A 22,869-nucleotide genomic window follows, 5' to 3' on the forward strand; every position below is an offset into this window, starting at 1 on the left:
CCAGCAGGGTGACGGGCTCTCGAACGAGCGGCGACCTCAGGCGGTCGCGTCCTCGTCGACGAGGAGGTTGCGCGTCTTGGAGAAGTCGAGCGGGATGCCCGGGCCCATCGTCGTGGAGACGGTGGCCTTCTCGATGTAGCGGCCCTTGGAGCTGGCCGGCTTGAGACGCAGGATCTCCTCGAGGGCGGCGGCGTAGTTCTCGACGAGGGACTTCTCGTCGAAGGACGCCTTGCCGATGATGAAGTGGAGGTTCGCGTGCTTGTCGACGCGGAACTCGATCTTGCCGCCCTTGATGTCGGTGACGGCCTTGGCGACGTCCATCGTGACCGTGCCGGTCTTCGGGTTCGGCATGAGGCCGCGGGGGCCGAGGACCTTGCCGAGACGACCGACCTTGCCCATCATGTCGGGCGTCGCGACGACGGCGTCGAAGTCGAGCCAGCCGCCCTGGACCTTCTCGAGCAGGTCGTCGGACCCGACGTGGTCGGCGCCGGCCTCACGGGCGGCCTCGGCCTTGTCGCCGTTGGCGAAGACGAGGACGCGGGCGGTCTTGCCCGTGCCGTGCGGCAGGTTGACCGTGCCGCGGACGGCCTGGTCGGCCTTGCGGGGGTCGACGCCGAGGCGCATGGCGACCTCGACGGTCTCGTCGTACTTGGCCTTCGCGGTCTGCTTCGCGACGCGGACGGCCTCGAGGGGCGCGTAGACCTTGCCGGGCGTGATGAGCTCGGCGGCTGAGCGGTAGTTCTTGCTGCGCTTCATGGAACTGCTCCTTGCGTGGTGGTGGAGTCGTGGTGCGGACCAGCGCTGGCCCTCCCACGTGACCGACGGCATACGGTCCGTATGCCGTGCGGCCGGGGTGACGTCGAGCTCAGAGCTCGGTGTCGATGCCCATCGAGCGAGCGGTGCCGGCGATGATGCGGGCAGCCATCTCCTCGTCGTTGGCGTTGAGGTCTTCCATCTTCTGACGGGCGATCTCGAGGACCTGGTCGCGCGAGAGCTTGGCGACCTTGGTCTTGTGCGGCTCACCGGAGCCCTTGGCGACGCCGGCGGCCTTCTTGATGAGCTCGGCGGCCGGGGGCGTCTTCGTGACGAAGGTGAACGAGCGGTCCTCGTAGACCGTGATCTCGACCGGGATGACGTTGCCGCGCTGGGCCTCCGTCGCGGCGTTGTACGCCTTGACGAACTCCATGATGTTGACGCCGTGCTGGCCGAGGGCCGGGCCGACGGGCGGAGCGGGCGTGGCCTGACCGGCCTGGATCTGCAGCTTGATGAAGCCGGAGACCTTCTTCTTGGGGGGCATGGGTGCCTACCTTCTTCGTTGTGGGCCGACGCCGTGGGCGATGACCCGGTTGCATGCCGGCGCGGGTGCCGCGCCGAACGGGGGTGGGCCTTGCTCAGATCTTGGCGACCTGGGCGAAGGAGAGCTCGACCGGGGTCTCCCGGCCGAAGATCGAGACGAGCACCTTGAGCTTCTGCGTGTCGGTGTTGATCTCGGAGATCGTGGCGGGAAGGGTCTCGAACGGCCCCTCCATGACGGTGACGGACTCGCCGACCTCGAAGTCGATGACGCGGACGTCCTTCGGGGCAGCGGTCTTGGTCGCGCCGCCGCCCGACGCCGCCGAGGCGGCCTCGAAGCTCGGCGCGAGCATCGTGAAGACCTCGTCGATCGACAGCGGTACGGGCTGGTGCGCGTTGCCGACGAAGCCGGTCACACCGGGCGTGTGGCGCACCGCGCCCCAGCTCTCGTCGGTGAGGTCCATGCGGACGAGGACGTACCCGGGCATCCGGACGCGACGGACCTGCTTCTTCTGGCCGTTCTTGATCTCGGTGACCTCCTCCATGGGGACCTCGATCTCGAAGATGAAGTCCTCCATGTTGAGGGTCTGGATGCGCGTCTCGAGGTTGGCCTTCACGCGGTTCTCGTAGCCGGCGTAGGAGTGGATGACGAACCAGTCACCGAAACGCGAGCGCAGGTCGGCCTTGAAGTCGGCGACGGGGTCGCCGCTGCCCTCGACCGGGGCGGCGCCGTCGGCGTCGTCAGCGTCGGCGTCGGCGACCTCGGCCTCGTCGTCGGCCTCGTCGTCAGCGGCATCGAGGTCGTCGACGTCGTCGGTGGCGGCGATGTCGGCGTCGACCGCGGTGTCCTCAGCTCCCGCGACGTCGGACGCCGAGAGCTCGTCGGACTCGACCGTGGGGTCGACGACGTCGTTCTCGGTGCTCTCGCCGTTCGGGGCGCCCTCGTGGGCGAACTGCTCGGACACGCTCTGACCTACTTCCTTGCTCGTGGACCAGCCGGTCGCGGCTGGTGGTGACGTCCCATGACGCGGTGTGACCGCCGCTGTCTCAGATCGTGGTGCCCGTGAAGACCCACGAGATCAGCTTGCTCAGACCGAAGTCGAGCCCCGACACGACAGCCATCATGATCACGACGAACACGACGACGACCGTGGTGTAGCGAACGAGCTCCGGGCCCGTCGGCCGCACGACCTTGCGCAGCTCGTCGAGGATCTGGCGCACGAAGAGGCTGAGCGCGCCGAAGAACCGCGACACGGGGTTGCCGCCGCTGGCCCTGTCGGCCCGGCCGGACCCGCGCCTGGCGCTCGTCTCCGTCACGTTTCCTTCTTTCTGCCTGGGTACGAGGCCCGCGACAGCCGTCCGGACCCGTGGTGTCCCACGTCAGGGCAGAAGCCGCGTGCCGCCTTGCACGACGACCACATCACTGGGATGCGCAGGGCAAGAGGGACTCGAACCCCCAACCGCTGGTTTTGGAGACCAGTGCTCTACCAATTGAGCTATTGCCCTTCACCGGGACCGTTGGGTGGTTTCCGGCGGGACGGCATGCGTCAGCATGGCCAGCGAAGCCGTCCGAGCGACGATCATACGGGACGATCGGACCCCAGCGCGAACCGGCGGCGTACCCCCGGCGGCCCCACGGCGCGGGGCCCACGGCGCGGGCCCGCAGTCGGCGCCACCCGGCATACGGACCGGGCTCCCTCCGGTACACGCCGCAGTGGCAGGATCGAGACGTGACGAACCCGCGCACCCCCCTCGCGTCCCTGTCCGACGACGACCTGGCCGGCTTCCTCGCCGAGCAGCGGTCAGCCTACGCGGCCCTGCAGGCTCGCGGCCTCAAGCTCGACCTGACGCGCGGCAAGCCGTCCGCGGCCCAGCTCGACCTGTCCGACGACCTGCTGAGCCTGCCGTCCACGACGAAGGACGCCGCCGGGGTCGACGTGCGCAACTACGGCGGCCTCGAGGGCCTGGCCGAGCTGCGCGCCATCTTCGCCGAGCTGCTCTGGGTCGAGCCGTCGCAGGTCATCGCGGGAGGCAACTCGAGCCTCACGATGATGTACTCCACGATCGTCGACTTCCTGCTCTTCGGTGGCGTGGACTCCCCCCGACCGTGGTCGCAGGAGGAGCGGGTCCGCTTCATCTGCCCGGTGCCCGGCTACGACCGGCACTTCTCCATGCTCGCGTCGTTCGGCATCGAGATGATCACGGTCGAGATGCACGACGACGGTCCCGACATCGCGGCCGTCGAGGCACTCGTCAAGGACGACCCGAGCATCAAGGGCATCTGGATCGTCCCGACGTACGCGAACCCGAGCGGCGCCGTCGTGTCGCAGGAGATCGCGGCGCGGCTCGCGGCCATGCCGGCCGCGGCACCCGACTTCACGATCTTCTGGGACAACGCGTACGCGTTCCACCACCTCACCGAGGACGAGGCGAAGAGCGCGGACATCCTGACGCTCGCTGCGGCGTCGGGACACCCGAACCGGCCCATCATGTTCGCGTCGACGTCGAAGATCACCTTCGCCGGCGCGGGCGTGGCGGTGCTGGCCGCGAGCGAGGCCAACGTCAAGTGGTACCTGGCGCACCTGTCGATGGGATCCATCGGCCCCGACAAGGTCAACCACCTGCGCCACGTCGAGTTCTTCAAGAACGCCGACGGCGTACGCGCCCACATGCGCGGGCACCGCGAGATCATCGCGCCGAAGTTCGCGGCCGTCGACGAGGCGCTGAGCGAGGGCCTGGGCGGTCTTGAGGTCGCGGAGTGGAGCCACCCGAAGGGCGGCTACTTCGTCAACCTCGACGTGCTGGACGGCACCGCGTCGCGGGTCGTCGAGCTCGCCAAGGCCGCGGGCATCGCCCTCACGCCGGCCGGCGCGTCGTTCCCGCACGGCAAGGACCCCCGCGACCGCAACATCCGCCTCGCGCCGACGTTCCCGGCGCTCGACGAGGTGCGCACCGCGATGGCCGGCGTCGCCACGTGCGTCGCGCTCGCCGCCGCCGAGAAGGTGACCGCCGACCGGGCCGCCGGGGTAGGGGCAGGGGGCGACGTCCCGTCGCCCGAGACCGCAGAGCCCGCCACCGAAGGAGCCGCGCGATGAGTGCCACCGATCCACACGAGCCCAACGAGAACATCGACGACGACCTGACGAGCTACAGCGTCGACGACGAGGACCAGCTGCAGCCCGAGGACACCCTCGACGACGGCGACCTCGAGGACGTCCTCGACCGCGGCTACTCCCCCAACGACCGCCCCCAGGGAGTCGAGGCCCATGGCACGACGGCCTACGAGGAGTCGATCGACGAGACGATCGACCAGCGGATCCTCCAGGAGGAGACCGACCCCAGCTCGGCCTACGGCCGGCCCGACAACGAGAGCGGGCTCGACGGCGACCGGGTCGGCGGCGACGACCCCGACTCGATCGACGCCGAGGACGACTGGCTCGGCGACAACGAGGTCGGCGACGCGAGGGCGGGGCGCCTCGTCGCCGACGACGAGGGCGCGCACGACGACGACGAGAAGCAGGCCTGGGCCAGCGACGTGGGCGTCGACGGCGCAGGCGCCTCGGCCGAGGAGGCCGCGATGCACGTCGTCGACGAGATCGCCGACGAGCCCGACGACCGCTGACCCTCGAGCGCGCGAGACGTGCGAGCCCGGGTGACACACTGGCCCGCATGACGCGTGCGGTGCAGGACCTGCCGAAGGCCCACCTGCACCTGCACTTCACCGGCTCGATGCGGGTCGACACCGTCCGGGAACTCGCCGCGAACCATGGCATCCGGCTGCCCGAGGCCCTCGTGTCCGGGTGGCCGCCGAAGCTGGCGCGGGCCACCGACGAGCGCGGCTGGTTCCGCTTCCAGCGCCTCTACGACGCGGCCCGCTCGTGCGTGCGCGGTGAGGCCGACATGCGCCGGATCGTGCGCGAGGCGGCGCAGGACGATGCGACCGAGGGGTCGCGCTGGCTCGAGATCCAGGTCGATCCCACGTCGTACGCGCCGTTCGTCGGCGGCATCACGCCCGCCCTCGAGATCGTCCTCGACGAGGCGCGCGCCGTGTCGACGGAAGGTCGCATCGGCGTGGGGGTCGTCGTCGCGGCCAGCCGGATGCGCCACCCGCTCGAGGCCCGCACGCTCGCCCGGCTCGCGGCACACCACGCGGGCGAGGAGGCCGGCGCCGTCGTCGGCTTCGGCCTGTCCAACGACGAGCGCCGCGGACTCGTCGCCGACTTCGCGCCGGCGTTCGACATCGCGCGCCGCGCCGGGCTCGCGCTCGTCCCGCACGGCGGCGAGCTGCTCGGCGCCCAGTCGGTCATGGAGACTCTCGAGCACCTCGACCCCGACCGCATCGGCCACGGCGTGCGGTGCGTCGAGGACCCACAGGTGCTCGACGCGGTGGCCGAGGCCGGCGTGACCCTCGAGGTGTGCCCCGGCAGCAACGTGGCCCTCGGTGTCTACGCCGACCCCGCCGACGTGCCGCTGCGACGCATCGTCGAGTCCGGCGTGCCCGTCGCCCTCGGCGCCGATGACCCTCTGCTCTTCGGCTCCCGCCTCGCGGCGCAGTATGCCGCTGCCCGTGACCTCGGCTTCGACGACCCAGGCCTCGCCCGCCTCGCGCGGGCCTCCCTCGAGGGCAGTCGGATGCCGCCGCAGCTGCGCAAGGCGGCCCTCGCCGACGTCGACGCGTGGCTGGAGGCACCGGCCCCGACGTCGACCCCGTCGCAGGCCGCGGCGCGGGTCGCGCCCGCGTGACACCGGCCACACCGAGAACGCTCTGGTACCCGGCCAAAACGGGCGAGCCCGAGCAGCGTGACCCCCTCTTCGACGCTGGACCGGGTTTGCTCAGGGTCGGTCCGCCCGGTCATGCTGGTCAGGAGATGACAACTTCTGCCCCCGCTTCCGCACGCCCATCGACCGCCACCGGCCCCCGTCTGCGACGCCTCGCAGTCGTCGGCCTCGTCGCCCCCGTCGTCGCGCTCGCGGCGTGCAGCGGTGAGGCGCCCGTGACCGCCGACCCGACCGCTCCGGCCGGCACGACGCCCGCCACGAGCACGACCAGCACCACGACGACCGAGGCCACGACGACGACCGCGTCGCCCACGAGCACGCCCCCGGCCGAGTACTCGACGCGCACCATCAAGGCCGTCATCAAGGACCCCGACCTCGGCCACACCATCACCGCGCTCCGGGTCTCGCGCAACCTGCCGTTCCCGAAGAACCAGCCGATCGGCGCCGAGGCCTTCGAGATCGTAGGCGTCAAGGTCGAGTTCGACGCGGGTACGCGCTACTCGGCCGCGCTCGAGCCCTCGATGCTGACGCTCATCGCCGCGAGCCCCAAGCAGAACGTCCCGGTGACGACCGAGTTCGGCGCCGCCTTCAAGGCCGACCCCCTGAAGACGACGAAGCGCGACGACCGCGACCGAGGCTGGGTGTTCTTCAAGGTCGACAAGGGCACGACGAGCTCGCTGCGTCTGGCCTTCAACCGCCCTGCCTACGAGGTCAGCACCACGGACAAGAACATCAAGGCGAAGACCTTCTCCGTCGTCCTCACGAAGTAGCAGCAACGCCGCGAACGCCGAGCGGCCCTGGACCCTCACGGACCCGGGGTCGCTCGCTTCGAGGCTGCTACAGGCGCTCGCCGACGAGCACCGGCTCGTTGACGAGGGTGACGCCGAACGCGTCGCGGACGCCGTCGCGGACCTGCCTGGCCAGGGCGAGGACGTCGGACGTCGTCGCTCCGCCGCGGTTGGTCACGGCGAGAGTGTGCTTCGTCGACAGGGCGGCCGGGGCCGGCAGCCCGAAGCCCTTGCCGAAGCCGGCCTGGTCGATGAGCCAGGCAGCGCTCGTCTTGACGCGGCCGTCGGGCTCGGCGAACCTCGGCGGCGTGGGACCCTCCCAACCGAGCCGCTCGCCCACCCGCTCGACGAGGTCGTCGAACTCGCGGCGGCTGAGGATCGGGTTGGTGAAGAACGAGCCGCACGACCACGTGTCGGGGTCGGCGTCGTCGAGCACCATGCCCCGCGACCGGCGCTGCTCCAGGACGGCCGCTCGCGCGTCGCACAGCGGCACCCGGGCGCCCAGCTCGACCCCGAGACCCTTCGCCAGGGCGGCATACGCGACGGGCCGGCTGAGGGTGGCCACCTCGAACTGGAAGAGGACATCGAGCACGACGTAGCGAGAGTGGCCCTTGAACCGCGAGTGGCGGTAGGTGAAGGCGCAGTCGGCGTTCATGAAGGTGCGGACGGCCTGCTCCTGGCGGTCCCACGTGCGCACCTGGGCGACCGTCTGCGACACGTCCTGGCCGTAGGCGCCGACGTTCTGGATCGGGGTGGCCCCCGTCAGCCCGGGAATGCCGCTCAAGGCCTCGATGCCCGCCCAGCCCTCCTCGACGGCCCGGGCGACCACGTCGTCCCACACCTCACCGGCCGCGACGCGGACCACGGCCCCGCCGCAGAGGTCGGCCGACTCGGGGTGGATGCCGGAGGTGGCGATGCGCACGACGGTCCCGTCGAAGCCGTCGTCGGACACGACGAGGTTGGAGCCGCCCGACACGACCAGGAGAGGCTCGTCGGCGTCGTCGACCTCGCGGACCGCGTCGACGAGCTCATCGGTGGTCTCGACGGTGACGACCCGGGCAGCAGGGCCACCCACCCGCATCGTCGTGAAGGTCGACAGCGGGACGTCGTGTTGCTCGCGCACGCGGTGGACCGTCCCGGTCAGTCGAGCCGGGCGACGGCGAGTGCGCGGCCCAGCACCTTGGAGCCGTCGGCGGTCGCGGTGAGCTCGACGGTGACGCGCTTCGTCTCGGGGTCGGCCGCCTTGACGATGCCGGAGACCTCGATGTCGGCCCCCGTCTCGTAGGGGACGACGACGGGCTTGGTGAAGCGAACGCCGTACTCGACGACGCGGCCGGCGTCGCCGACCCAGTCCGTCACGAGGGTCACGGCCGAACCCATGGTGAACATGCCGTGCGCGATGACGTCGGGCAGCCCCACCTTCTTGGCGAACGGCTCGTCCCAGTGGATCCGGTTGCGGTCGAGCGACGCCCCGGCGTACTGCACGAGACGGGCGCGGTCGACGTGAACGGTGATGGAGGGCAGTGCGTCGCCGACCGAGACGTCGGAGAAGGCCCGGACCGTCGCAGGCGCGGAGGTCGTCGGCTGGGTGCTCATGACTCGTCTCCTCGGATGACGATGGTCGAGGTGGCCGTGCAGACGGCCTCTCCCGTCTCGGTGGCCAGCTCGGTGCGGGTGGTGACCATGGCGTGGCCGCCCGCCTCGCGCACGGCGTCGACGTGGAGCGTGCCGACGACGGCGTCGCCCGCCGTGAGCGGCCGGTGGTGGGTGAAGCGCTGCTCGCCGTGCACGACACGGGAGAAGTCGATACCGGCCTCGGGGTCGCTGATCAGCTGCGCATCGCACTGCTGGGCGATGAGGACCGCGAACGTCGGGGGCGCGATGACGTCGGCGTAGCCGCGCGCCCTGGCGACCTCGGCGTCGACGTGGACCGGGTCGGACGAGCCGACGGCCTCGGCGAACTCGCGGATCTTGGCGGCACTGACCCGGTAGGTCTCGGTGGGCGGGTAGACCCGGCCCTGGAAGTCTGCGTTCACCGGCATACGGGCACCCTATCGAGCGTCACCGACCCCCGGCCCGACGCGTCCGGGAACGACGACGCTCCCCCGGCCGGGTGGCCGAGGGAGCGGTCAGAGGATCGCGCTGGGTCAGCGGGTCTCGCGGTGCTCCGTGTGCTTGCCGCACTTGGGGCAGAACTTGTTCATCGCGAGACGGTCGGGGTTGTTCCGACGGTTCTTCTTCGTGATGTAGTTGCGGTCCTTGCAGTCCACGCACGCCATCGTGATCTTGGGACGGACGTCGGTGCTCTTGCTGGCCACGGCAACCTGCTCTTTCGGGAACGTTCTAGGTGATCGGTCGTCTTGCGACGGGTGTCGCGCGGAGCGTCACGCGTTCCGGGCGGCATCCCGGGGTGACACGCAGGCGCGACGTCCAAGGTTACGCGACACCTCGATGATTAGAGAAATCGTCGCGGGTGCGCGCGGAAGTGGTAGCGGGAGCGGGGCTCGATCCCGCGACCTCACGATTATGAGTCGTGCGCTCTAACCAGCTGAGCTACCCCGCCATGGGCTGCCGTTCCCCGACCTCGCCGCGACTGCGACGGACCGGGGCCCGACCGACCAGAGCCCCAATAGGGAATCGAACCCTAGACCTTTTCCTTACCATGGAAACGCTCTGCCGACTGAGCTATTGGGGCACGGCCGACGCTACGGACCGTCACGCGGACGGGCCCAGGTCGACCTGTTGTGCGACGGTGAGACTACACGCTCGACGGCGCGGATACGAAATCGGGACAGGGGCGGCCGTCTCTCTCAATCGGGGTCGCCGTGGGCGTCGAGCGCCTCCTGGGCCGCCGCCTCCTCCTGCTCGCGCCGATCACGGATGCCGGTCGCCTCCTCGAGCTCGCCCGTGACCTTCTCGAGCCGGCCGCGTGCCGTGGCGAGCCGCCGCTCGAGGTCGGCGATGCCCTCGGTGACCTCCTCGTGCCGGGCCGTGAGGACGGCGACCTGACGGTCGGCGGCGCGCAGCTCGCTGCGCGCGGCATCGAGGGCTGCCTGGAGCCTCGCGCGTTCGGCCGTGCGCTTGGCCCGGCGTCGCTCCTCGAGGTCGACGGTGTCGCCTCCCCCGCCGGCAAGGACCGACAGGGAAGGACGCGCCTCGTCCTCCTCCCCGACGTCGGCACCCGCGCCGAGCGCCACCACGTCCTCGACGTCGACCGAACCGAAGCCGGAGTAGCTCAGGGCCCGCACGAGCGAACCGGTGAGGACGGAGGCTTCCGCGTCCTCGTCGGCGATCAGCGCCGTCAGGGTGTCCCGCACCTCCTGGGCCACGCCTGCGCCCAGCCTCTGGCCCTCCGCCGCCGCCACCTCGGCGATGCGGTCCGCGAGGGCGTCGACGCGCTTGGAGCGCTCCCGCCCGAGCAGACGCAGCTGGTCGGCGTCGAGACTGCGCTGGGCCTCGCGGAGCAGCTCGGCGAAGGCCCGGAAGTCCTCGAGCTCGTCGCCGTGCCCGCGGACGAAGTGGTTGACCGCCCACGCGGCCACCGTCGGCTTGCGCAGCGCACCGATCGAGGCGGCGAGGTCCTTCTCGCCGGCCGACTTCGCCTGTGCCACCAGCTCGGAGCGCAGCGGGGTGAACTGCGCCGGCGGGGCGGCATACAGCTGCTCGACGGCGGCGCGCAGGTGCAGGATCACCCCTGCATCCTGCCCCAAACCAAGTGGTGCAGCCCGTTGCCGACGGGCAGGCTGGACCCGTGATCTGGATCTGTGCGACGTGTGCCGTCGAGACCGATGACCTGGTGGAGCCGCCGGCGCAGTGCGCCGTGTGCGAGGACGAGCGGCAGTGGGTGCCCGAGTCGGGCCAACGGTGGACCACCCTCACCGAGCTGCGTGAGGCGGGCACGCAGATCACGATCGACCCCGTCGAGGACGACCTCTGGGGGCTGCGGGCCGACCCGCACGTCGGCATCGGCCAGCAGACCATGGTCGTGCGCACGCCCGAGGGCGTGTTGCTCTTCGACTGCGTCGGCTACGTCGACGACGAGGCGCTCGCCTTCGTGCGGTCGCTCGGGCCGACGCTCGCGGTCGCCGCGAGCCACCCCCACATGTACGGCGTGCAGACGGAGTGGGCGCGCGCCCTCGGCGGCGCGCCGGTCCTGGTCGCCTCCCCCGACGCGGAGTGGGTGCGTCGCCGCGACACCCTGGTGGAGCTCTACGACGAGCAGCGGGAGGTGGCACCCGGGCTCACGCTTCACAGGGTGGGCGGGCACTTCCGCGGTCAGGCTGTCGTCGAGTGGCAGGCGGGGGCGGACGGTCGCGGCGTGCTGCTCGCGGGCGACGCCGTCTTCCCCAACCCGGACCGCCGGACGGTGAGCTTCCTGCGCAGCTACCCGAACCGGATCCCGCTCTCGGGCAACGTGGTCCAGCGCATCGCACACCAGCTCGAGGGGCTGCACTACGACCGCCTCTACAACAACTTCGGCGCCGTCGTGCCGAAGGACGCCAAGGCGGTGGTGCGCCGCTCGGCCGACCGTCACGCAGCGTGGACGCGCGGGGACTTCGACCACCTGACGTGACCGGGCGTGCACAAGGCGCGGGGACCGGGTAGGTCCACTGCGGCGGCGTCGCCCGGCGCCGCCTCACACCCTCTGGAGGAGAAGCCATGAGCGACAACCCGCTGGACCCGGTGGGCGACACCAGCGACGACCCGATGACCGAGGGCCCGGCCGACGGCGGAGCCGACGTGGGCAGCCACGACAGCGGAGCTGACGGCGGAGCCGACACCGAGGGGCCCGCCGACGGCGGAGCCGACGTGGAGAGCCACGACGGTGGTGCCGATGGCGGAGCCGACACCGAGGGACCCGCCGACGGCGGAGCCGACGTGGAGAGCCACGACGGCGGTGCCGACGGCGGAGCCTGATGACCGCTGGCACGACCGGCCGGGCGTCCACGCAGCGGCGTGGGCGCTCGGCGTTACGACGTCTGGTGCCGGTCGATGCCGAGACGTTCGCGCGCGACCACTGGGGACGCGCACCCCACCTCACGCGTGCCGACGACCTCCCCGGCGGCATCCTCGACCTGTTCGGAGAGGACTCCGTCGACGAGCTCGTGTCGCGGCGAGGGCTGCGCGCGCCGTTCGTGCGCGTGGCCAGGGACGGCCGCACCCTCGGCGACCGTGAGTTCACGCAGGGCGGCGGGGTCGGTGCGACGGTCGGCGACCAGGTCAGTGACGACAAGCTGCTTCGGCTCTTCGCCGACGGCTCCACCATCGTCCTGCAGGGTCTGCACCGCACGTGGGGTCCGCTCATCGACTTCACCCAGCAGCTCGCCGAGGAGCTGGGTCACCCCGTCCAGGCAAACGCGTACGTCACCCCCAGCCAGAGCACCGGTTTCAGCGACCACTACGACGTCCACGACGTCTTCGTGCTGCAGATGGGCGGCGAGAAGCGCTGGCGCCTGCACCCGCCGGTGCATACGGCCCCGTTGCGCGACGAGCCGTGGACCGACCACCGGGCCGAGGTCGAGGAGGCCGCGCGGCAGCCTCCTGAGCACGAGCTCACCCTGCATCCGGGCGACGTGCTCTACCTGCCGCGTGGCTGGGTGCACTCGGCGACCGCTCTCGGTGGGGTCAGCATCCACGTGACCCTCGGCATCCACGTCTGGACGCGGCGCCACGTCGCCGACGAGCTGGTCACCATCGCGCTCGCCACGGCGAGCCGGGACGAGCGGGTGCGCGCGTCCCTCGACGTGACCCCGTCCGGCTTCGACCGTAACGCCCTCGTCCCCGACGTCGAGATCGTCCGCGAGGCGCTCGTCCAGGCGATGCGAGAGGTCGAGCCCGACGACGTCGTCGACGCCCTCGAGATCCGGGCCCGTGGCGCGCAGCGGCCGTCCCCGATCAGCCCTCTCGCTCAGGTCGCCGCGGCCGAGGCGCTCACCCCCGACACGAGCCTGCGACTGCGGCCCCATGTCGCCGCCCGGCTCGTCCAGGACGCGGCCGGCTCGGTGACCCTGCACAGCCGGATCGCGGACCTCGCGGTCGAGCCCCACGACGTCGGCACGCTCGTCGCCCTCCTCGACGACGGCGTGCTCCGGGCCGACATGGTCGGGATGGAGCTCGCCCGGCGCCTCATGCTCGCGGGACTGCTCGTCGTCGCCGCGGACTGACCGCGCCAACCGGCCGCTCGACGGTTCGGCACGTCGAGCGGCCACCGAGCCCGGCGTGCCTCAGGCGCCGACGGCCTCGGCAAGGGCCCGTCTGGCACCGACGAGGGACGGGCCGTACCACGTGAGCAGGCGACCGCTGACGAGCGCCGTGCGGGCGTGCACGAATGCCTCCGGTCCGTCGTCGGCGGTGAACACGTAGGGCTCGTCGGGCAGCAGGACGACGAGACCTGGGCGGTCGAGGTCGGCCGGCTCCACGTGTGGATAGCGGTCGGCGTGGTGGGCGAGGACGTTGCGCCAGCCGAGCCGTGCCACGACGTCGCCCGTGAACGTGTCGCGGCCGACGGCCATCCACGGGTCCCGCCAGATCGCGACCGCGACGTCGCGGGACGGCTCGGGCACCGGCCCCGCCCACTCGTCACGAGCCTTCGCGAGCCACGCGGGCGTGCCCACCTCGAGCACCTCACCGAAGAGCCGTGCGAGCGAGTCGAGGGCGCTGGGCACCGTCTCGATGTCGGTGACCCACACCGCGAGCCCGGCCTCCCGCATCCGGCGCACGTCGAGCTCGCGGTTCTCCTCCTTGTTCGCGACGACGAGGTCCGGCTCGAGTGCCGCGACGGCCTTGAGGTCGGGGTTCTTCGTCCCGCGGACGCGTTGCACCTCCAGGCCCTCCGGGTGCGTGCACCAGTCGGTGGCACCGACCAGCCGCTCCGGGCAGCTCGTCGCGAGCGCCTCGGTGATCGACGGGACCAGCGAAACGACCCGGCGCGGCGGCATCGCCAGCGACACGGCATGCGCCAGGTCGTCGACCAGTGACACGGGTGGCATGCGTCGGCCTCTCGGCGGTGCGGCGGGTCAGACGTTGCGACGGTACTGGCCGCCGACCTCGAAGAAGGCCTCGGTGACCTGCTGGAGCGAGCAGACCCGAGCGGCACGCATGAGGACGTCGAAGACGTTGCCACCCTCGATCGCCACGGTGCGCAGCTCCTCCAGCGCGGTCTTCGCCTCGAGCTCGTGCTCCTTGCGGAAGGCGCGGACGCGGGAGAGCTGGCTCTGCTTCTCCTCCTCGGTGCCGCGCGCGAGGACGACCTTGCGCGGGGTCTCGCCCTCGTGCGGGTTGCGGAACGTGTTGACGCCGATGATCGGCAGGCTGCCGTCGTGCTTGCGGTGCTCGTAGAGCATCGACTCGTCCTGGATGCGGCCGCGCTGGTAGCCGGTCTCCATGGCGCCGAGCACGCCGCCGCGCTCGGTGATGCGGTCGAACTCCTTGAGGACGGCCGCCTCGACGAGGTCGGTGAGCTCGTCGATGACGAAGGAGCCCTGGAGCGGGTTCTCGTTCATCGCGAGACCCCACTCGCGGTTGATGATGAGCTGGATGGCGAGCGCGCGACGCACCGACTCCTCCGACGGAGTGGTCACGGCCTCGTCGTAGGCGTTGGTGTGCAACGAGTTGGCGTTGTCGTAGATGGCGATGAGTGCCTGCAGCGTGGTGCGGATGTCGTTGAAGTCCATCTCCTGCGCGTGCAGGGACCGGCCCGACGTCTGCACGTGGTACTTCAGCTTCTGGCTGCGGTCGTTGGCGCCGTACTTCTCCTTCATCGCGACCGCCCAGATGCGACGGGCGACGCGGCCCAGCACGGAGTACTCGGGATCCATGCCGTTGCTGAAGAAGAACGACAGGTTCGGCGCGAACTCGTCGACCTTCATGCCACGCGCGAGGTAGCTCTCGACGTAGGTGAACCCGTTGGCGAGGGTGAAGGCGAGCTGGCTGATGGGGTTGGCCCCGGCCTCGGCGATGTGGTAGCCGGAGATGCTCACCGAGTAGAAGTTGCGGACCTGGTGCTCGATGAACCACTGCTGGATGTCGGCCATCATCTTCAGGCTGAACTCGGTGCTGAAGATGCAGGTGTTCTGGCCCTGGTCCTCCTTGAGGATGTCGGCCTGCACCGTGCCCCGGACGTTGGCGAGGGCGTATGCCGTGAGCTCGGCGCGCTCGTCGTCGCTGGGCTCGCGGCCCTCCCGCGCGGTGAAGGCGTCGACCTGCTGGTCGATCGCGGTGTTGAGGAAGAAGGCGAGGATCGTCGGCGCGGGCCCGTTGATCGTCATCGAGACCGACGTGGTCGGCGAGACGAGGTCGAAGCCGTCGTAGAGCGCCTTCATGTCGTCGAGCGTCGCGATGGAGACCCCGGACGTGCCGACCTTGCCGTAGACGTCGGGGCGCGGGTCGGGGTCGCGGCCGTAGAGGGTCACGGAGTCGAAGGCCGTCGACAGGCGGGTCGCCGGCTGACCATGGGAGAGGAGCTTGAAGCGGCGGTTGGTGCGGAAGGGGTCGCCCTCGCCGGCGAACATGCGGGCTGGGTCCTCCCCCTCGCGCTTGAACGGGAAGACGCCGGCCGTGAAGGGGTAGTAGCCGGGGAGGTTCTCGCGGCGCAGGAAGCTGACCAGCTCGCCGTGGTCGCGGTAGCGCGGGAGGGCGACGCGCGGGATCTTGTTGCCCGACAGCGACTCTCGGGTCAGCGGGTTGCGGATCTCCTTGTCGCGGATGCGGACGACCTGCTCGTCGCCGGAGTAGGACTCGACGACCGACGGCCACGCGGCGACGGCCTCGCCGACCTCGGCCGGCACGTCCTTGCGCGCCGCCTCGAGGAGGGACTCGACGCCGTCCGAGGCCGCCCCGGAGTCGGTGAGCTCGCCCCGCACGGACTCGAGCCTCTGCACGCGGGCGGCCGCGGCGGCATACGCCTCCGTCTTCTCGTGGTAGCCGCGGACCGTCTCGCTGATCTCGGCGAGGTAGCGCACCCGGGCCGCGGGGACGATGGTCGCGATGCGGGTCGACTGCTTCGTCGCCACGGGCGGCAGGACGCCCTCCTCGACGGGCATGCCCTTGTCGGAGAGGAGCTTTCGCAGCTCCTGGTAGAGCGCGGTGACGCCGTCGTCGTTGAAGGTGGCGGCCGACGTGCCGTAGACGGGCATGTCGGCGGGACTCTTGCCGAACGCCTCGCGGTTGCGCACCATCTGCCGACCGACGTCACGCAGGGCGTCCTCGGCGCCGCGGCGCTCGAACTTGTTGATGGCCACGACGTCGGCCTGGTCGAGCATGTCGATCTTCTCGAGCTGGCTGCTTGCGCCGAACTCGGGCGTCATGACGTAGAGCGAGACGTCGGCGTAGTCGACGATGGCGGCGTCGCCCTGGCCGATGCCCGGCGTCTCGAGCACGACGAGGTCGAAACCGGCGGCCTTGACGACGGACAGGACGTCGTCGAGGTGCGTCGGCACCTGAGAGCCGCCGCGCGTCGCGAGGCTGCGGAAGAAGACGCGGTCGCCGTCGAGCGAGCTCATGCGGATGCGGTCGCCCAGGAGGGCGCCGCCGCCGCGGCTGCGGGTCGGGTCGACGGCGAGGACGGCGACGCGGAGCTTGTCCTGCTGGTCCAGGCGGAGCCTGCGGACGAGCTCGTCGGTGAGGCTCGACTTGCCGGAGCCGCCGGTGCCGGTGATGCCGAGGACGGGCATCCGGCGGCGGGAGGCTGCCTCGCGGATGGCCGCGAGGGTCGCCTCGTCGATGTCGCCCTCCTGCGCGCCCGTGATCGCGCGCGCCACCGCTGCACGCTCCCCGGCGAGGACAGCCTCGAGCGCCGGCGCACCGATCTCCCACGGGTCGAAGTCGCAGTCGGCGACGACCTGGTTGATCATGCCCGCGAGACCGAGGCGCTGGCCGTCCTCCGGGCTGAAGATGGTGACCCCCGAGTCGCGCAGCCGGGCGATCTCGTCGGGGACGATGACGCCCCCGCCCCCGCCGACGACCCGGACATGCCCGGCGCCGTTCTCCTTGAGCAGCTGCACGAGGTACTCGAAGTACTCGACGTGCCCACCCTGGTAGGAGCTGACGGCGACGCCCTGCACGTCCTCCTCGATCGCAGCGTCGACGACCTCCTGGACCGAGCGGTTGTGGCCGAGATGGACGACCTCGGCGCCCTGCGTCTGCATGATGCGCCGCATGATGTTGATCGACGCGTCGTGCCCGTCGAAGAGGCTGCTCGCGGTGACGAGCCGAACATGGTGCCTGGGCCGGTGCATGGCGGGCTTTGTGGGCTCGGTGGGCTCGGTGGGCTGGTGCTGCTGGGACGACTGCGCGGTCACGACTGGCCTCCGGGGTGCGACGTTGACGCCAAAATACTAGGACTTCCTACTAATGGACGTCAACGCGTCGTGGTCCTACCATGGCGCCATGAGTGCGGAGACGAACGCGGCCACTGGCGTCGCCGCAGGAGCGGGCCTCGGCTTCGACCCGATCGCGCGCGCCCGCGAGCAGTGGGTGGAGCAGGGTTGGGACGCCGCGGCCGACGGCATGGCCGCGATCACCTCGCTCATGCGCGCGCACCAGATCGTGCTGGCCCGCGTCGAAGCGACGCTCAGGCCGCTCGGCGTGACGTTCGCCCGCTACGAGGTGCTCATGCTGCTGTGGTTCAGCAAGCGGGGGTCGCTGCCCATGAAGGTCATCGGTTCACGCCTGCAGGTGCACCCGACGAGCGTCACGAACGCCGTCGACCGCCTCGAGGACGCCGGGCTCGTCACCCGCTCGACCCATCCCGAGGACCGGCGAGCGATGCTCGTCGCCCTGACCCCTGCCGGGCGCGAGCTCGCCGAGCGCGCGACGAAGGCCCTCAACACGGATGTCTTCGAGCAACCCGACCTCGGCCCCCGTGACGTGCGCTCGCTCGTCGACGTGCTGACCCGCCTGCGTGCTCGCGCCGGCGACTTCTGAGCCCGCTCGCCCGCGTCAGGCGTGGGCGGTGCGTGCCGGCTCGCTCGACGTCGCCGTCCGCGCGAGTCCCTCGAGCACGGCGAGAGCGCCGTCGACGTCGCCGATCTCGCTCCGGTGGGCCAGCGGCAGGCCGCTGAGGATGCTGCCGGGCTCGACGACTCCCCAGACGTCCGTGCCTGAGCCGATGTAGTCGGAGTACTTCGACGGCAGGTACGGGTTGCGCGAGTGGGTCTCGCTGGTGCTCGCGTCGTTGACGAGCAGGACGTCGAGGCGCGTGCAGAGGCTGAGGTACTCGAGGTAGTCGACGAAGGGCTTCGCGATGACGACACCCGTGAGCCCGGCATCGGCGACGTCGGCCGCGAGGTCGTCCGGTCTGCGGGAGAAGACGTGCAGCCGGAGGCGGTCCCGGAGCGAGGGGTCGACCCGCCGGAGGGCCTCGAGGACCTCGTCGAGGGTCCGCGTGCCGTAGAGGACGCCGAAGTAGCCGATGTGGACCCTGCCCGGCTCCAGGTCGTAGCTGCTGGGCACGAGGCGGTAGAGCTCGGCCGGCGGCACGGGGTGCGGCCGCACGGTGGCGACTTCCCGGGCCCGAGCCGCCACGGCGGGGTCGGGGAAGTCCTCCAGCATGTAGTCGCGCTGGTGCTCGTTGGTGAACAGGATCTCGTCGGCGAGGGCGAAGGCCAACGTGACGCTCCACAGGTAGAGGTTGTCCGACTCGGGCGGCACGACCCCGCGGGCTTCGAGCGCGGCTCGGAACTCGGCCAGGAGCGCAGCATCCGCAGGCCCCGAGCTCTCGCGCTCGGACCCGTCGATGTCGTGCAGCACCGGGTCGGAGAACTCCGCCACCCAGCGCGCCCCGGGGTGTCGCAGCGTGTAGAGGGCCGCGACGACGTGCGGCGCGACGGGCGCGCTGCGGCTGTAGACGGAGCGGTAGCGGCCGGCGAGGCCCTGCCGCTCGAGCAGCTCGACCCCGCGGCGTGCGAAGGCGGTCACGCCGGGCCACCAGAACCACACCGGCTTCGTGGGAACGGTCCGGACCTGGTCGACGTACTCGGACCACACGAGGTCCGACGACTGGTCGACGCGGTGCTCGTCGTCGCGCTGAGTGGTGAGCACGTCGACGACCGTGCCCGCGTCGCGGATCCGGCGGGCAGCCACGTTGGCCGAGGTGTCCACGACGGGGACCGCATACTGCAGGATCGCCAGGTCGCGGGCGACGCCGCGGTTGAGCCGGGTGGGCTGCACGGTCCACAGGCCACGCGCACGTCGCTCGGCCACGACGTCGCCGTGCGCCTCCGGGTGGGCTCGGAGGTGGCGGTTCAGCTGGTCGGTCTCCTCGACCACCATCCACGCCCGCGCGGCGAGCGCCGACCGGTCCGTGAGCGGCAGGCGGAGGAGCCGCGCGATGCCTGCGAGAAGGGCCCCGGGGGTCTCCTGGCGTATGCCGCGGGCGGCCACCGAGCGGTAGTGCACCGCGTCGTCGGCCGTCGAGCAGAACGCCACCTCGGGCTGCCCGGCGAGGAGGAGCCGACCGCAGAGGACGGCGTCCTCGCCGGTCGGCAGGTCGGCGTCGAAGCCCGTACGCCGGACCAGGTCGATCGGCAGCATGGTTGCGGCGAGGCTGCCGAGCGCGGAGGGTGCGCGACCGAGCGCGACCACCTGGCCCTGGCACGCGAGCTGCCGCTCGAGCCTGGGGGCGCTGAAGACTGCGGGCCGCCCGGCCGGCGGCGTGTCGACGTGGGCCGCGACGGCGACCCGTCCGTCACCGCACCGGTCCCGCAGCGCGCGCAGCAGGTTCGGCGAGACGCGGTCGTCGTCGTGGACGAACATCACCCAGTGCCCCAGTGCGGCCGCGAGGCCGACGTTCTTCGCCGCGGCGCGCGTGCAGGCGTCGAGGGCCACGTGCCGCAGCTGGAACCCCGGGTGGCCGGAGCGGACCCGCGCGACGGCAGCGACGGTGCCGTCGTCGGGACCGTGCTGCAGGAGGACGACCTCGTACCGCTCGTGGGCGAGGGTCTGCCGGGCCAGCGACCGGAGGCAGGCGCCGACCCATGCCGACCCGCGGTCGGTCGTGACGATGACGGACACATCGGGCCTGTCGAACGTGCGGTCCACGAGTCTCTCCACGGGTCTGCCGGCGACGGTCACCGGCGCGGGTCACGGGTGCGGGTCGTCCACCCGGACAGCACCGCCCGGATTACTCTAGGGTGCACGCGTGACGGATTCGGACTGGCCGGCCGGCCCGGTGATCGTGGTGTCGGACGACGAAGCACGCGCCGCCGTGCTCGCGGCGCACTTCCCCGACGCGTACCTCACCCGCCCGGGTGCGGACCGCGTCTCGCCACCGGGAGCACCGCGCGCCTCGCGGCTCGTCGTGCTCGCGGGTGCCGATGCCGGACGGGCGCTGACGGAGCTGGCACCCCGCCTCGCCGGCGACGCCACGCTCCTCGTCGAGTCGACCGGTGACTCGGAGCCGCCGATCGCCGGCTGGCACCCGCTGCGTCGCCTGGACGCTGACGGCTTCCGGCTCGTCGAGCTGGGTCGAGGTGACGCCCCGACCGCGGCGGACGCCACCTCCCCCGTGACGACGGACGGCGCCGATGCGTCCACGGCCACGGCCACGGGCCCGGCGGCATCCGGCGACGGAACGCCGCCCGTGACGGCGGCGGGGCAGGCCGCCCAGGCCACCACGTCGGTCCCCGCGCCTGCGGCGGAGGCACCGACGGTTCCCGCCCCGGGATCCACGTCACGACGCAGCCGGTTTCTCGCCCTCGGCGCCGTCGCCGCACTGGCCGCCATCGCAGCAGCGGTCGTCGTGGCACTCGTGACGACGACCGGCTACGTCGGCTTCGCCGTGACCATCCTGGCGCTCGCCGCTCTGGGCGGCGGCGCCGGCCTCGCGTGGCTGCAGAGCCGCAGCGCGCGGCAGGTCCAGCAGGCGCTGCGCCGCCAGCGCGAGAAGGACCGCGCAGCCCGGACCAAGGCCCAGAAGCAGCTCGCCGTGGCGACGTCGTCGATGCAGGAGCGGACGAGGGCCCTGGACGAGCGGCTCGCACTCCTGGAGCAGGAGCTCCACGTCGTGTCGGCCTCGACCCTCGAGACGGCACGCCGGCTCCCCGAAACGCGGACGCCCGAGATGTTCACCGACCCGCACGAGCTCACGGCCATGCACCAGACCCAGGCCGTCGCCAACCTCTTCGCGCTCGTGCCGGTCCGTGGGGTCATCCCCTTCATGGGCGGCTGGGCCGCCTCGCCCGACCTCGTCCTCACGCTCGTCGGCGAGGTCCTGACCCGCCGCCCGGCCCTCGTCGTCGAGTGCGGCAGCGGCGTCTCGACGTTGTGGCTGTCACTCGTCATCGACCACTTCGGTCTCGAGACCCGCGTCGTGTCGCTCGACCACGACCCCGTCTACGCCGAGCAGACCCGCCAGACCCTGCGCGACCACGGCGTCGCCCACGTCGCGGAGGTCCGCGACGCCCCCCTCGCGCCCACGGGTCTGCCCGGGCACGACACTCCGTGGTACGCCCTCGAGTCCATCGAGGACCTCCACGACATCGGCCTGCTCTTCGTCGACGGACCACCCGACGCCACCGGCCCGCTCGTGCGGCTGCCCGCCGTGCCCCTGCTCAAGGACCGGCTCGCTCCGCGCGCGAGCGTCGTGCTCGACGATGTCGTGCGCGCCGCCGAGCAGGAGGTGATGAGCAGGTGGGCCGCGATCCTGCCGGACTTCACGCTCACCCGGCTGTCGCTGCAGAAGGACGCGTCCCGGTTCCGCCGGGGCTGAGGACACCTCGTTTCAGGACACCCGAGACGGTCCCGCCGGACCCTCGACACACTGGGAGCATGCCCGACTTCCCGCTGCCGTCCGCCGACCACCTCACCTGGCTCGCGGAGCAGCGCCGGCGGCTCGCCGCGTTCGTGCGCGACGCCCAGCGTCCCGGTGGCGGCTTCGGCTGGCTGACCGACGACGGGAACCTCGACCCGTCGCGGGGCGTCGAGCTGTGGATCACGGCCCGGATGACGCACGTCGCGGCCCTGGCCGTGCTCGAGGGCGACACGGCGTACGGCGAGGTCGTCGACCACGGCGTGGCGACGTTCGCACCGGGCGGCCTGCTCCACGACCCCCAGCACGGGGGCTGGTACGCGTCGGTCCAGCCCGACGGGTCTCCCGACGTCGCCGACAAGCGCGCCTACGAGCACGCGTTCGTCGTCCTGGCCGCCTCGAGCGCGTCGGCGGCGCGGCGGGCCGGCGCCGACGACCTGCTCGATGCGGCGTTGCAGACCTTCGAGCAACGGTTCTGGAGCGAGTCGGAGGGTCTGGCCGTCGACGTCTGGGACCGCAGCTGGACCGTCCTCGAGGACTACCGCGGCGTCAACGCAAACATGCACTCGCTCGAGGCGCTCCTCGCGGCCTGGGACGTCACCCGAGACCCGCGGTGGCTCGGTCACGCGCTGCGGATCACCGAGCGCGTCGTGCACGGTTTCGCGCGACAGGAGAACTACCGGCTGCCCGAACACTTCGACGCCGGCTGGCGCCCGCGGCACGAGTACAACCGCGACCTGCCGGCCGACCCGTTCCGCCCCTACGGCGTGACCCCCGGGCACCTGCTCGAGTGGTCGCGTCTGGCCCTGCAGCTGCGGCGCGCCCTCGGCGCAGAGGCGCCCGCGTGGCTGCTCGACGACGCGCGGTCGCTCTTCGACGTCGCCGTGCACGAGGGCTGGGACGCCGACGCGCAGGAGGGCTTCGTCTACACCACCGACTTCGAGGGGCGACCCGTCGTGCGAGACCGCCTGCACTGGGTCGTCACCGAGGCCATCGCCGCGGCCCGCACGCTCCACCTCGCCACAGGCGACCCCACGTATGCCGCGTGGTACGACCGCTGGTGGCGGCACGCGCGCGACCACTTCGTCGACGCCGACAACGGCTCGTGGCGGCACGAGCTGACGCCCGACCTGACGCCGTCGAGGACGGTGTGGCGTGGACGCCCGGACGTCTACCACGCCTACCAGGCCTGCCTGTCGGGTGCGCTCGGCGAGATCACGTCGTTCGTCGGGGCGCTGCGGGAGGGCGCGCTGCGCTGACCCC

22 protein-coding genes and 3 tRNA genes are annotated in these 22,869 nt (G+C 71.7%); 10 read left to right on the forward strand and 15 right to left on the reverse strand.

Annotation, left to right across the window (positions count from 1 at the left end):
• Nucleotides 1-36: 36 nt before the first annotated feature.
• From rplA to H9I49_RS20995, 5 genes are all read right to left on the reverse strand, one after another.
• Entirely contained in the window at nt 37-756 is a 720-nt protein-coding gene (gene rplA / locus H9I49_RS20975) for a 50S ribosomal protein L1 (protein ID WP_188032348.1), read from the reverse strand.
• A gap of 109 nt (nt 757-865) precedes the next feature.
• The gene (rplK, locus tag H9I49_RS20980; RefSeq protein ID WP_188032349.1) at nt 866-1,297 is read right to left on the reverse strand and encodes a 50S ribosomal protein L11; all 432 of its coding nucleotides are present in this window, start codon (nt 1,295-1,297) and stop codon (nt 866-868) included.
• A gap of 94 nt (nt 1,298-1,391) precedes the next feature.
• Nucleotides 1,392-2,258: a transcription termination/antitermination protein NusG gene (nusG, locus tag H9I49_RS20985; protein WP_188032350.1), complete on the reverse strand. Its 867-nt coding sequence runs from the start codon at nt 2,256-2,258 to the stop codon at nt 1,392-1,394.
• An 82-nt stretch (nt 2,259-2,340) separates the two neighbouring features.
• Nucleotides 2,341-2,610, reverse strand: a complete 270-nt coding sequence (gene secE / locus H9I49_RS20990; protein ID WP_188032351.1) for a preprotein translocase subunit SecE — start codon at nt 2,608-2,610, stop codon at nt 2,341-2,343.
• Nucleotides 2,611-2,726: 116 nt separating this feature from the next.
• Nucleotides 2,727-2,799 (reverse strand) — tRNA-Trp (locus H9I49_RS20995).
• A 224-nt stretch (nt 2,800-3,023) separates the two neighbouring features.
• Between H9I49_RS20995 and H9I49_RS21000 the strand changes: the two genes are divergently transcribed.
• The 4 genes from H9I49_RS21000 to H9I49_RS21015 all read left to right on the forward strand — a co-directional run bounded on the left by H9I49_RS21000 (nt 3,024) and on the right by H9I49_RS21015 (nt 6,842).
• The gene (locus H9I49_RS21000) at nt 3,024-4,388 is read left to right on the forward strand and encodes an aminotransferase (RefSeq protein WP_188032352.1); all 1,365 of its coding nucleotides are present in this window, start codon (nt 3,024-3,026) and stop codon (nt 4,386-4,388) included.
• Nucleotides 4,385-4,915 (forward strand): DUF5709 domain-containing protein, encoded by a 531-nt coding sequence (locus H9I49_RS21005; RefSeq protein WP_188032353.1) that lies wholly within the window; start codon nt 4,385-4,387, stop codon nt 4,913-4,915. Before H9I49_RS21000 ends, H9I49_RS21005 begins: the two co-directional genes overlap by 4 nt.
• A 47-nt stretch (nt 4,916-4,962) precedes the next feature.
• Nucleotides 4,963-6,036, forward strand: coding sequence for an adenosine deaminase (locus H9I49_RS21010; protein WP_188032354.1), 1,074 nt, complete (start codon nt 4,963-4,965; stop codon nt 6,034-6,036).
• 125 nt (nt 6,037-6,161) lie between these two features.
• Entirely contained in the window at nt 6,162-6,842 is a 681-nt protein-coding gene (locus tag H9I49_RS21015; protein ID WP_188032355.1) for a hypothetical protein, read from the forward strand.
• A 67-nt stretch (nt 6,843-6,909) separates the two neighbouring features.
• On the opposite strand, the gene H9I49_RS21020 is transcribed toward H9I49_RS21015, so the two are convergent.
• The 7 genes from H9I49_RS21020 to H9I49_RS21050 form a co-directional block, all read right to left on the reverse strand.
• A complete protein-coding gene (locus H9I49_RS21020) occupies nt 6,910-7,983 on the reverse strand; it encodes a UDP-N-acetylmuramate dehydrogenase (RefSeq protein WP_188032356.1) in 1,074 nt (357 codons plus the stop codon).
• 17 nt (nt 7,984-8,000) lie between these two features.
• Nucleotides 8,001-8,456 carry a MaoC family dehydratase gene (locus H9I49_RS21025; RefSeq protein ID WP_188032357.1) on the reverse strand — a complete coding sequence of 152 codons (456 nt, stop codon included), beginning with the start codon at nt 8,454-8,456 and terminating at the stop codon, nt 8,001-8,003.
• A complete protein-coding gene (locus H9I49_RS21030) occupies nt 8,453-8,902 on the reverse strand; it encodes a MaoC family dehydratase N-terminal domain-containing protein (RefSeq protein ID WP_188032358.1) in 450 nt (149 codons plus the stop codon). The genes H9I49_RS21025 and H9I49_RS21030 overlap by 4 nt, the downstream gene beginning before the upstream one ends.
• A gap of 105 nt (nt 8,903-9,007) precedes the next feature.
• Nucleotides 9,008-9,178 (reverse strand): 50S ribosomal protein L33, encoded by a 171-nt coding sequence (gene rpmG / locus H9I49_RS21035; protein ID WP_034801502.1) that lies wholly within the window; start codon nt 9,176-9,178, stop codon nt 9,008-9,010.
• 168 nt (nt 9,179-9,346) lie between these two features.
• Nucleotides 9,347-9,423, reverse strand: a tRNA-Met gene (locus tag H9I49_RS21040).
• 59 nt (nt 9,424-9,482) lie between these two features.
• Nucleotides 9,483-9,555 (reverse strand) — tRNA-Thr (locus tag H9I49_RS21045).
• Between the two features lie 115 nt (nt 9,556-9,670).
• Complete coding sequence (locus H9I49_RS21050) at nt 9,671-10,552, reverse strand: hypothetical protein (protein WP_188032359.1); 882 nt, start codon at nt 10,550-10,552, stop codon at nt 9,671-9,673.
• Between the two features lie 59 nt (nt 10,553-10,611).
• Between H9I49_RS21050 and H9I49_RS21055 the strand changes: the two genes are divergently transcribed.
• The 3 genes from H9I49_RS21055 to H9I49_RS21065 all read left to right on the forward strand — a co-directional run bounded on the left by H9I49_RS21055 (nt 10,612) and on the right by H9I49_RS21065 (nt 13,024).
• Nucleotides 10,612-11,433 (forward strand): hydrolase, encoded by an 822-nt coding sequence (locus H9I49_RS21055; RefSeq protein ID WP_188032360.1) that lies wholly within the window; start codon nt 10,612-10,614, stop codon nt 11,431-11,433.
• A gap of 86 nt (nt 11,434-11,519) precedes the next feature.
• Nucleotides 11,520-11,777 carry a BatC protein gene (locus H9I49_RS21060; RefSeq protein ID WP_188032361.1) on the forward strand — a complete coding sequence of 86 codons (258 nt, stop codon included), beginning with the start codon at nt 11,520-11,522 and terminating at the stop codon, nt 11,775-11,777.
• Complete coding sequence (locus tag H9I49_RS21065) at nt 11,777-13,024, forward strand: cupin domain-containing protein (protein WP_188032362.1); 1,248 nt, start codon at nt 11,777-11,779, stop codon at nt 13,022-13,024. Before H9I49_RS21060 ends, H9I49_RS21065 begins: the two co-directional genes overlap by 1 nt.
• A 60-nt stretch (nt 13,025-13,084) precedes the next feature.
• Here the strand turns inward: H9I49_RS21065 and H9I49_RS21070 are convergent, their stop codons facing one another.
• Entirely contained in the window at nt 13,085-13,849 is a 765-nt protein-coding gene (locus H9I49_RS21070; RefSeq protein WP_188032363.1) for a helical backbone metal receptor, read from the reverse strand.
• A 27-nt stretch (nt 13,850-13,876) separates the two neighbouring features.
• Complete coding sequence (icmF, locus tag H9I49_RS21075) at nt 13,877-17,095, reverse strand: fused isobutyryl-CoA mutase/GTPase IcmF (protein WP_188032414.1); 3,219 nt, start codon at nt 17,093-17,095, stop codon at nt 13,877-13,879.
• Between the two features lie 151 nt (nt 17,096-17,246).
• Between icmF and H9I49_RS21080 the strand changes: the two genes are divergently transcribed.
• Complete coding sequence (locus H9I49_RS21080; RefSeq protein ID WP_188032364.1) at nt 17,247-17,783, forward strand: MarR family winged helix-turn-helix transcriptional regulator; 537 nt, start codon at nt 17,247-17,249, stop codon at nt 17,781-17,783.
• 15 nt (nt 17,784-17,798) lie between these two features.
• Here H9I49_RS21080 and H9I49_RS21085 read toward each other — a convergent pair whose 3' ends face one another.
• Nucleotides 17,799-19,898: a glycosyltransferase gene (locus tag H9I49_RS21085; RefSeq protein ID WP_188032365.1), complete on the reverse strand. Its 2,100-nt coding sequence runs from the start codon at nt 19,896-19,898 to the stop codon at nt 17,799-17,801.
• Between the two features lie 100 nt (nt 19,899-19,998).
• Between H9I49_RS21085 and H9I49_RS24625 the strand changes: the two genes are divergently transcribed.
• Together H9I49_RS24625 and H9I49_RS21095 are read left to right on the forward strand one after the other, a co-directional pair.
• Nucleotides 19,999-21,567: a class I SAM-dependent methyltransferase gene (locus H9I49_RS24625; protein ID WP_188032366.1), complete on the forward strand. Its 1,569-nt coding sequence runs from the start codon at nt 19,999-20,001 to the stop codon at nt 21,565-21,567.
• Between the two features lie 59 nt (nt 21,568-21,626).
• Nucleotides 21,627-22,865, forward strand: a complete 1,239-nt coding sequence (locus H9I49_RS21095) for an AGE family epimerase/isomerase (protein ID WP_188032367.1) — start codon at nt 21,627-21,629, stop codon at nt 22,863-22,865.
• Nucleotides 22,866-22,869 lie beyond the last annotated feature (4 nt).

The organism is Terrabacter sp. MAHUQ-38 (genome assembly GCF_014518425.1).
Classification (GTDB): Bacteria; Actinomycetota; Actinomycetes; order Actinomycetales; family Dermatophilaceae; genus Terrabacter.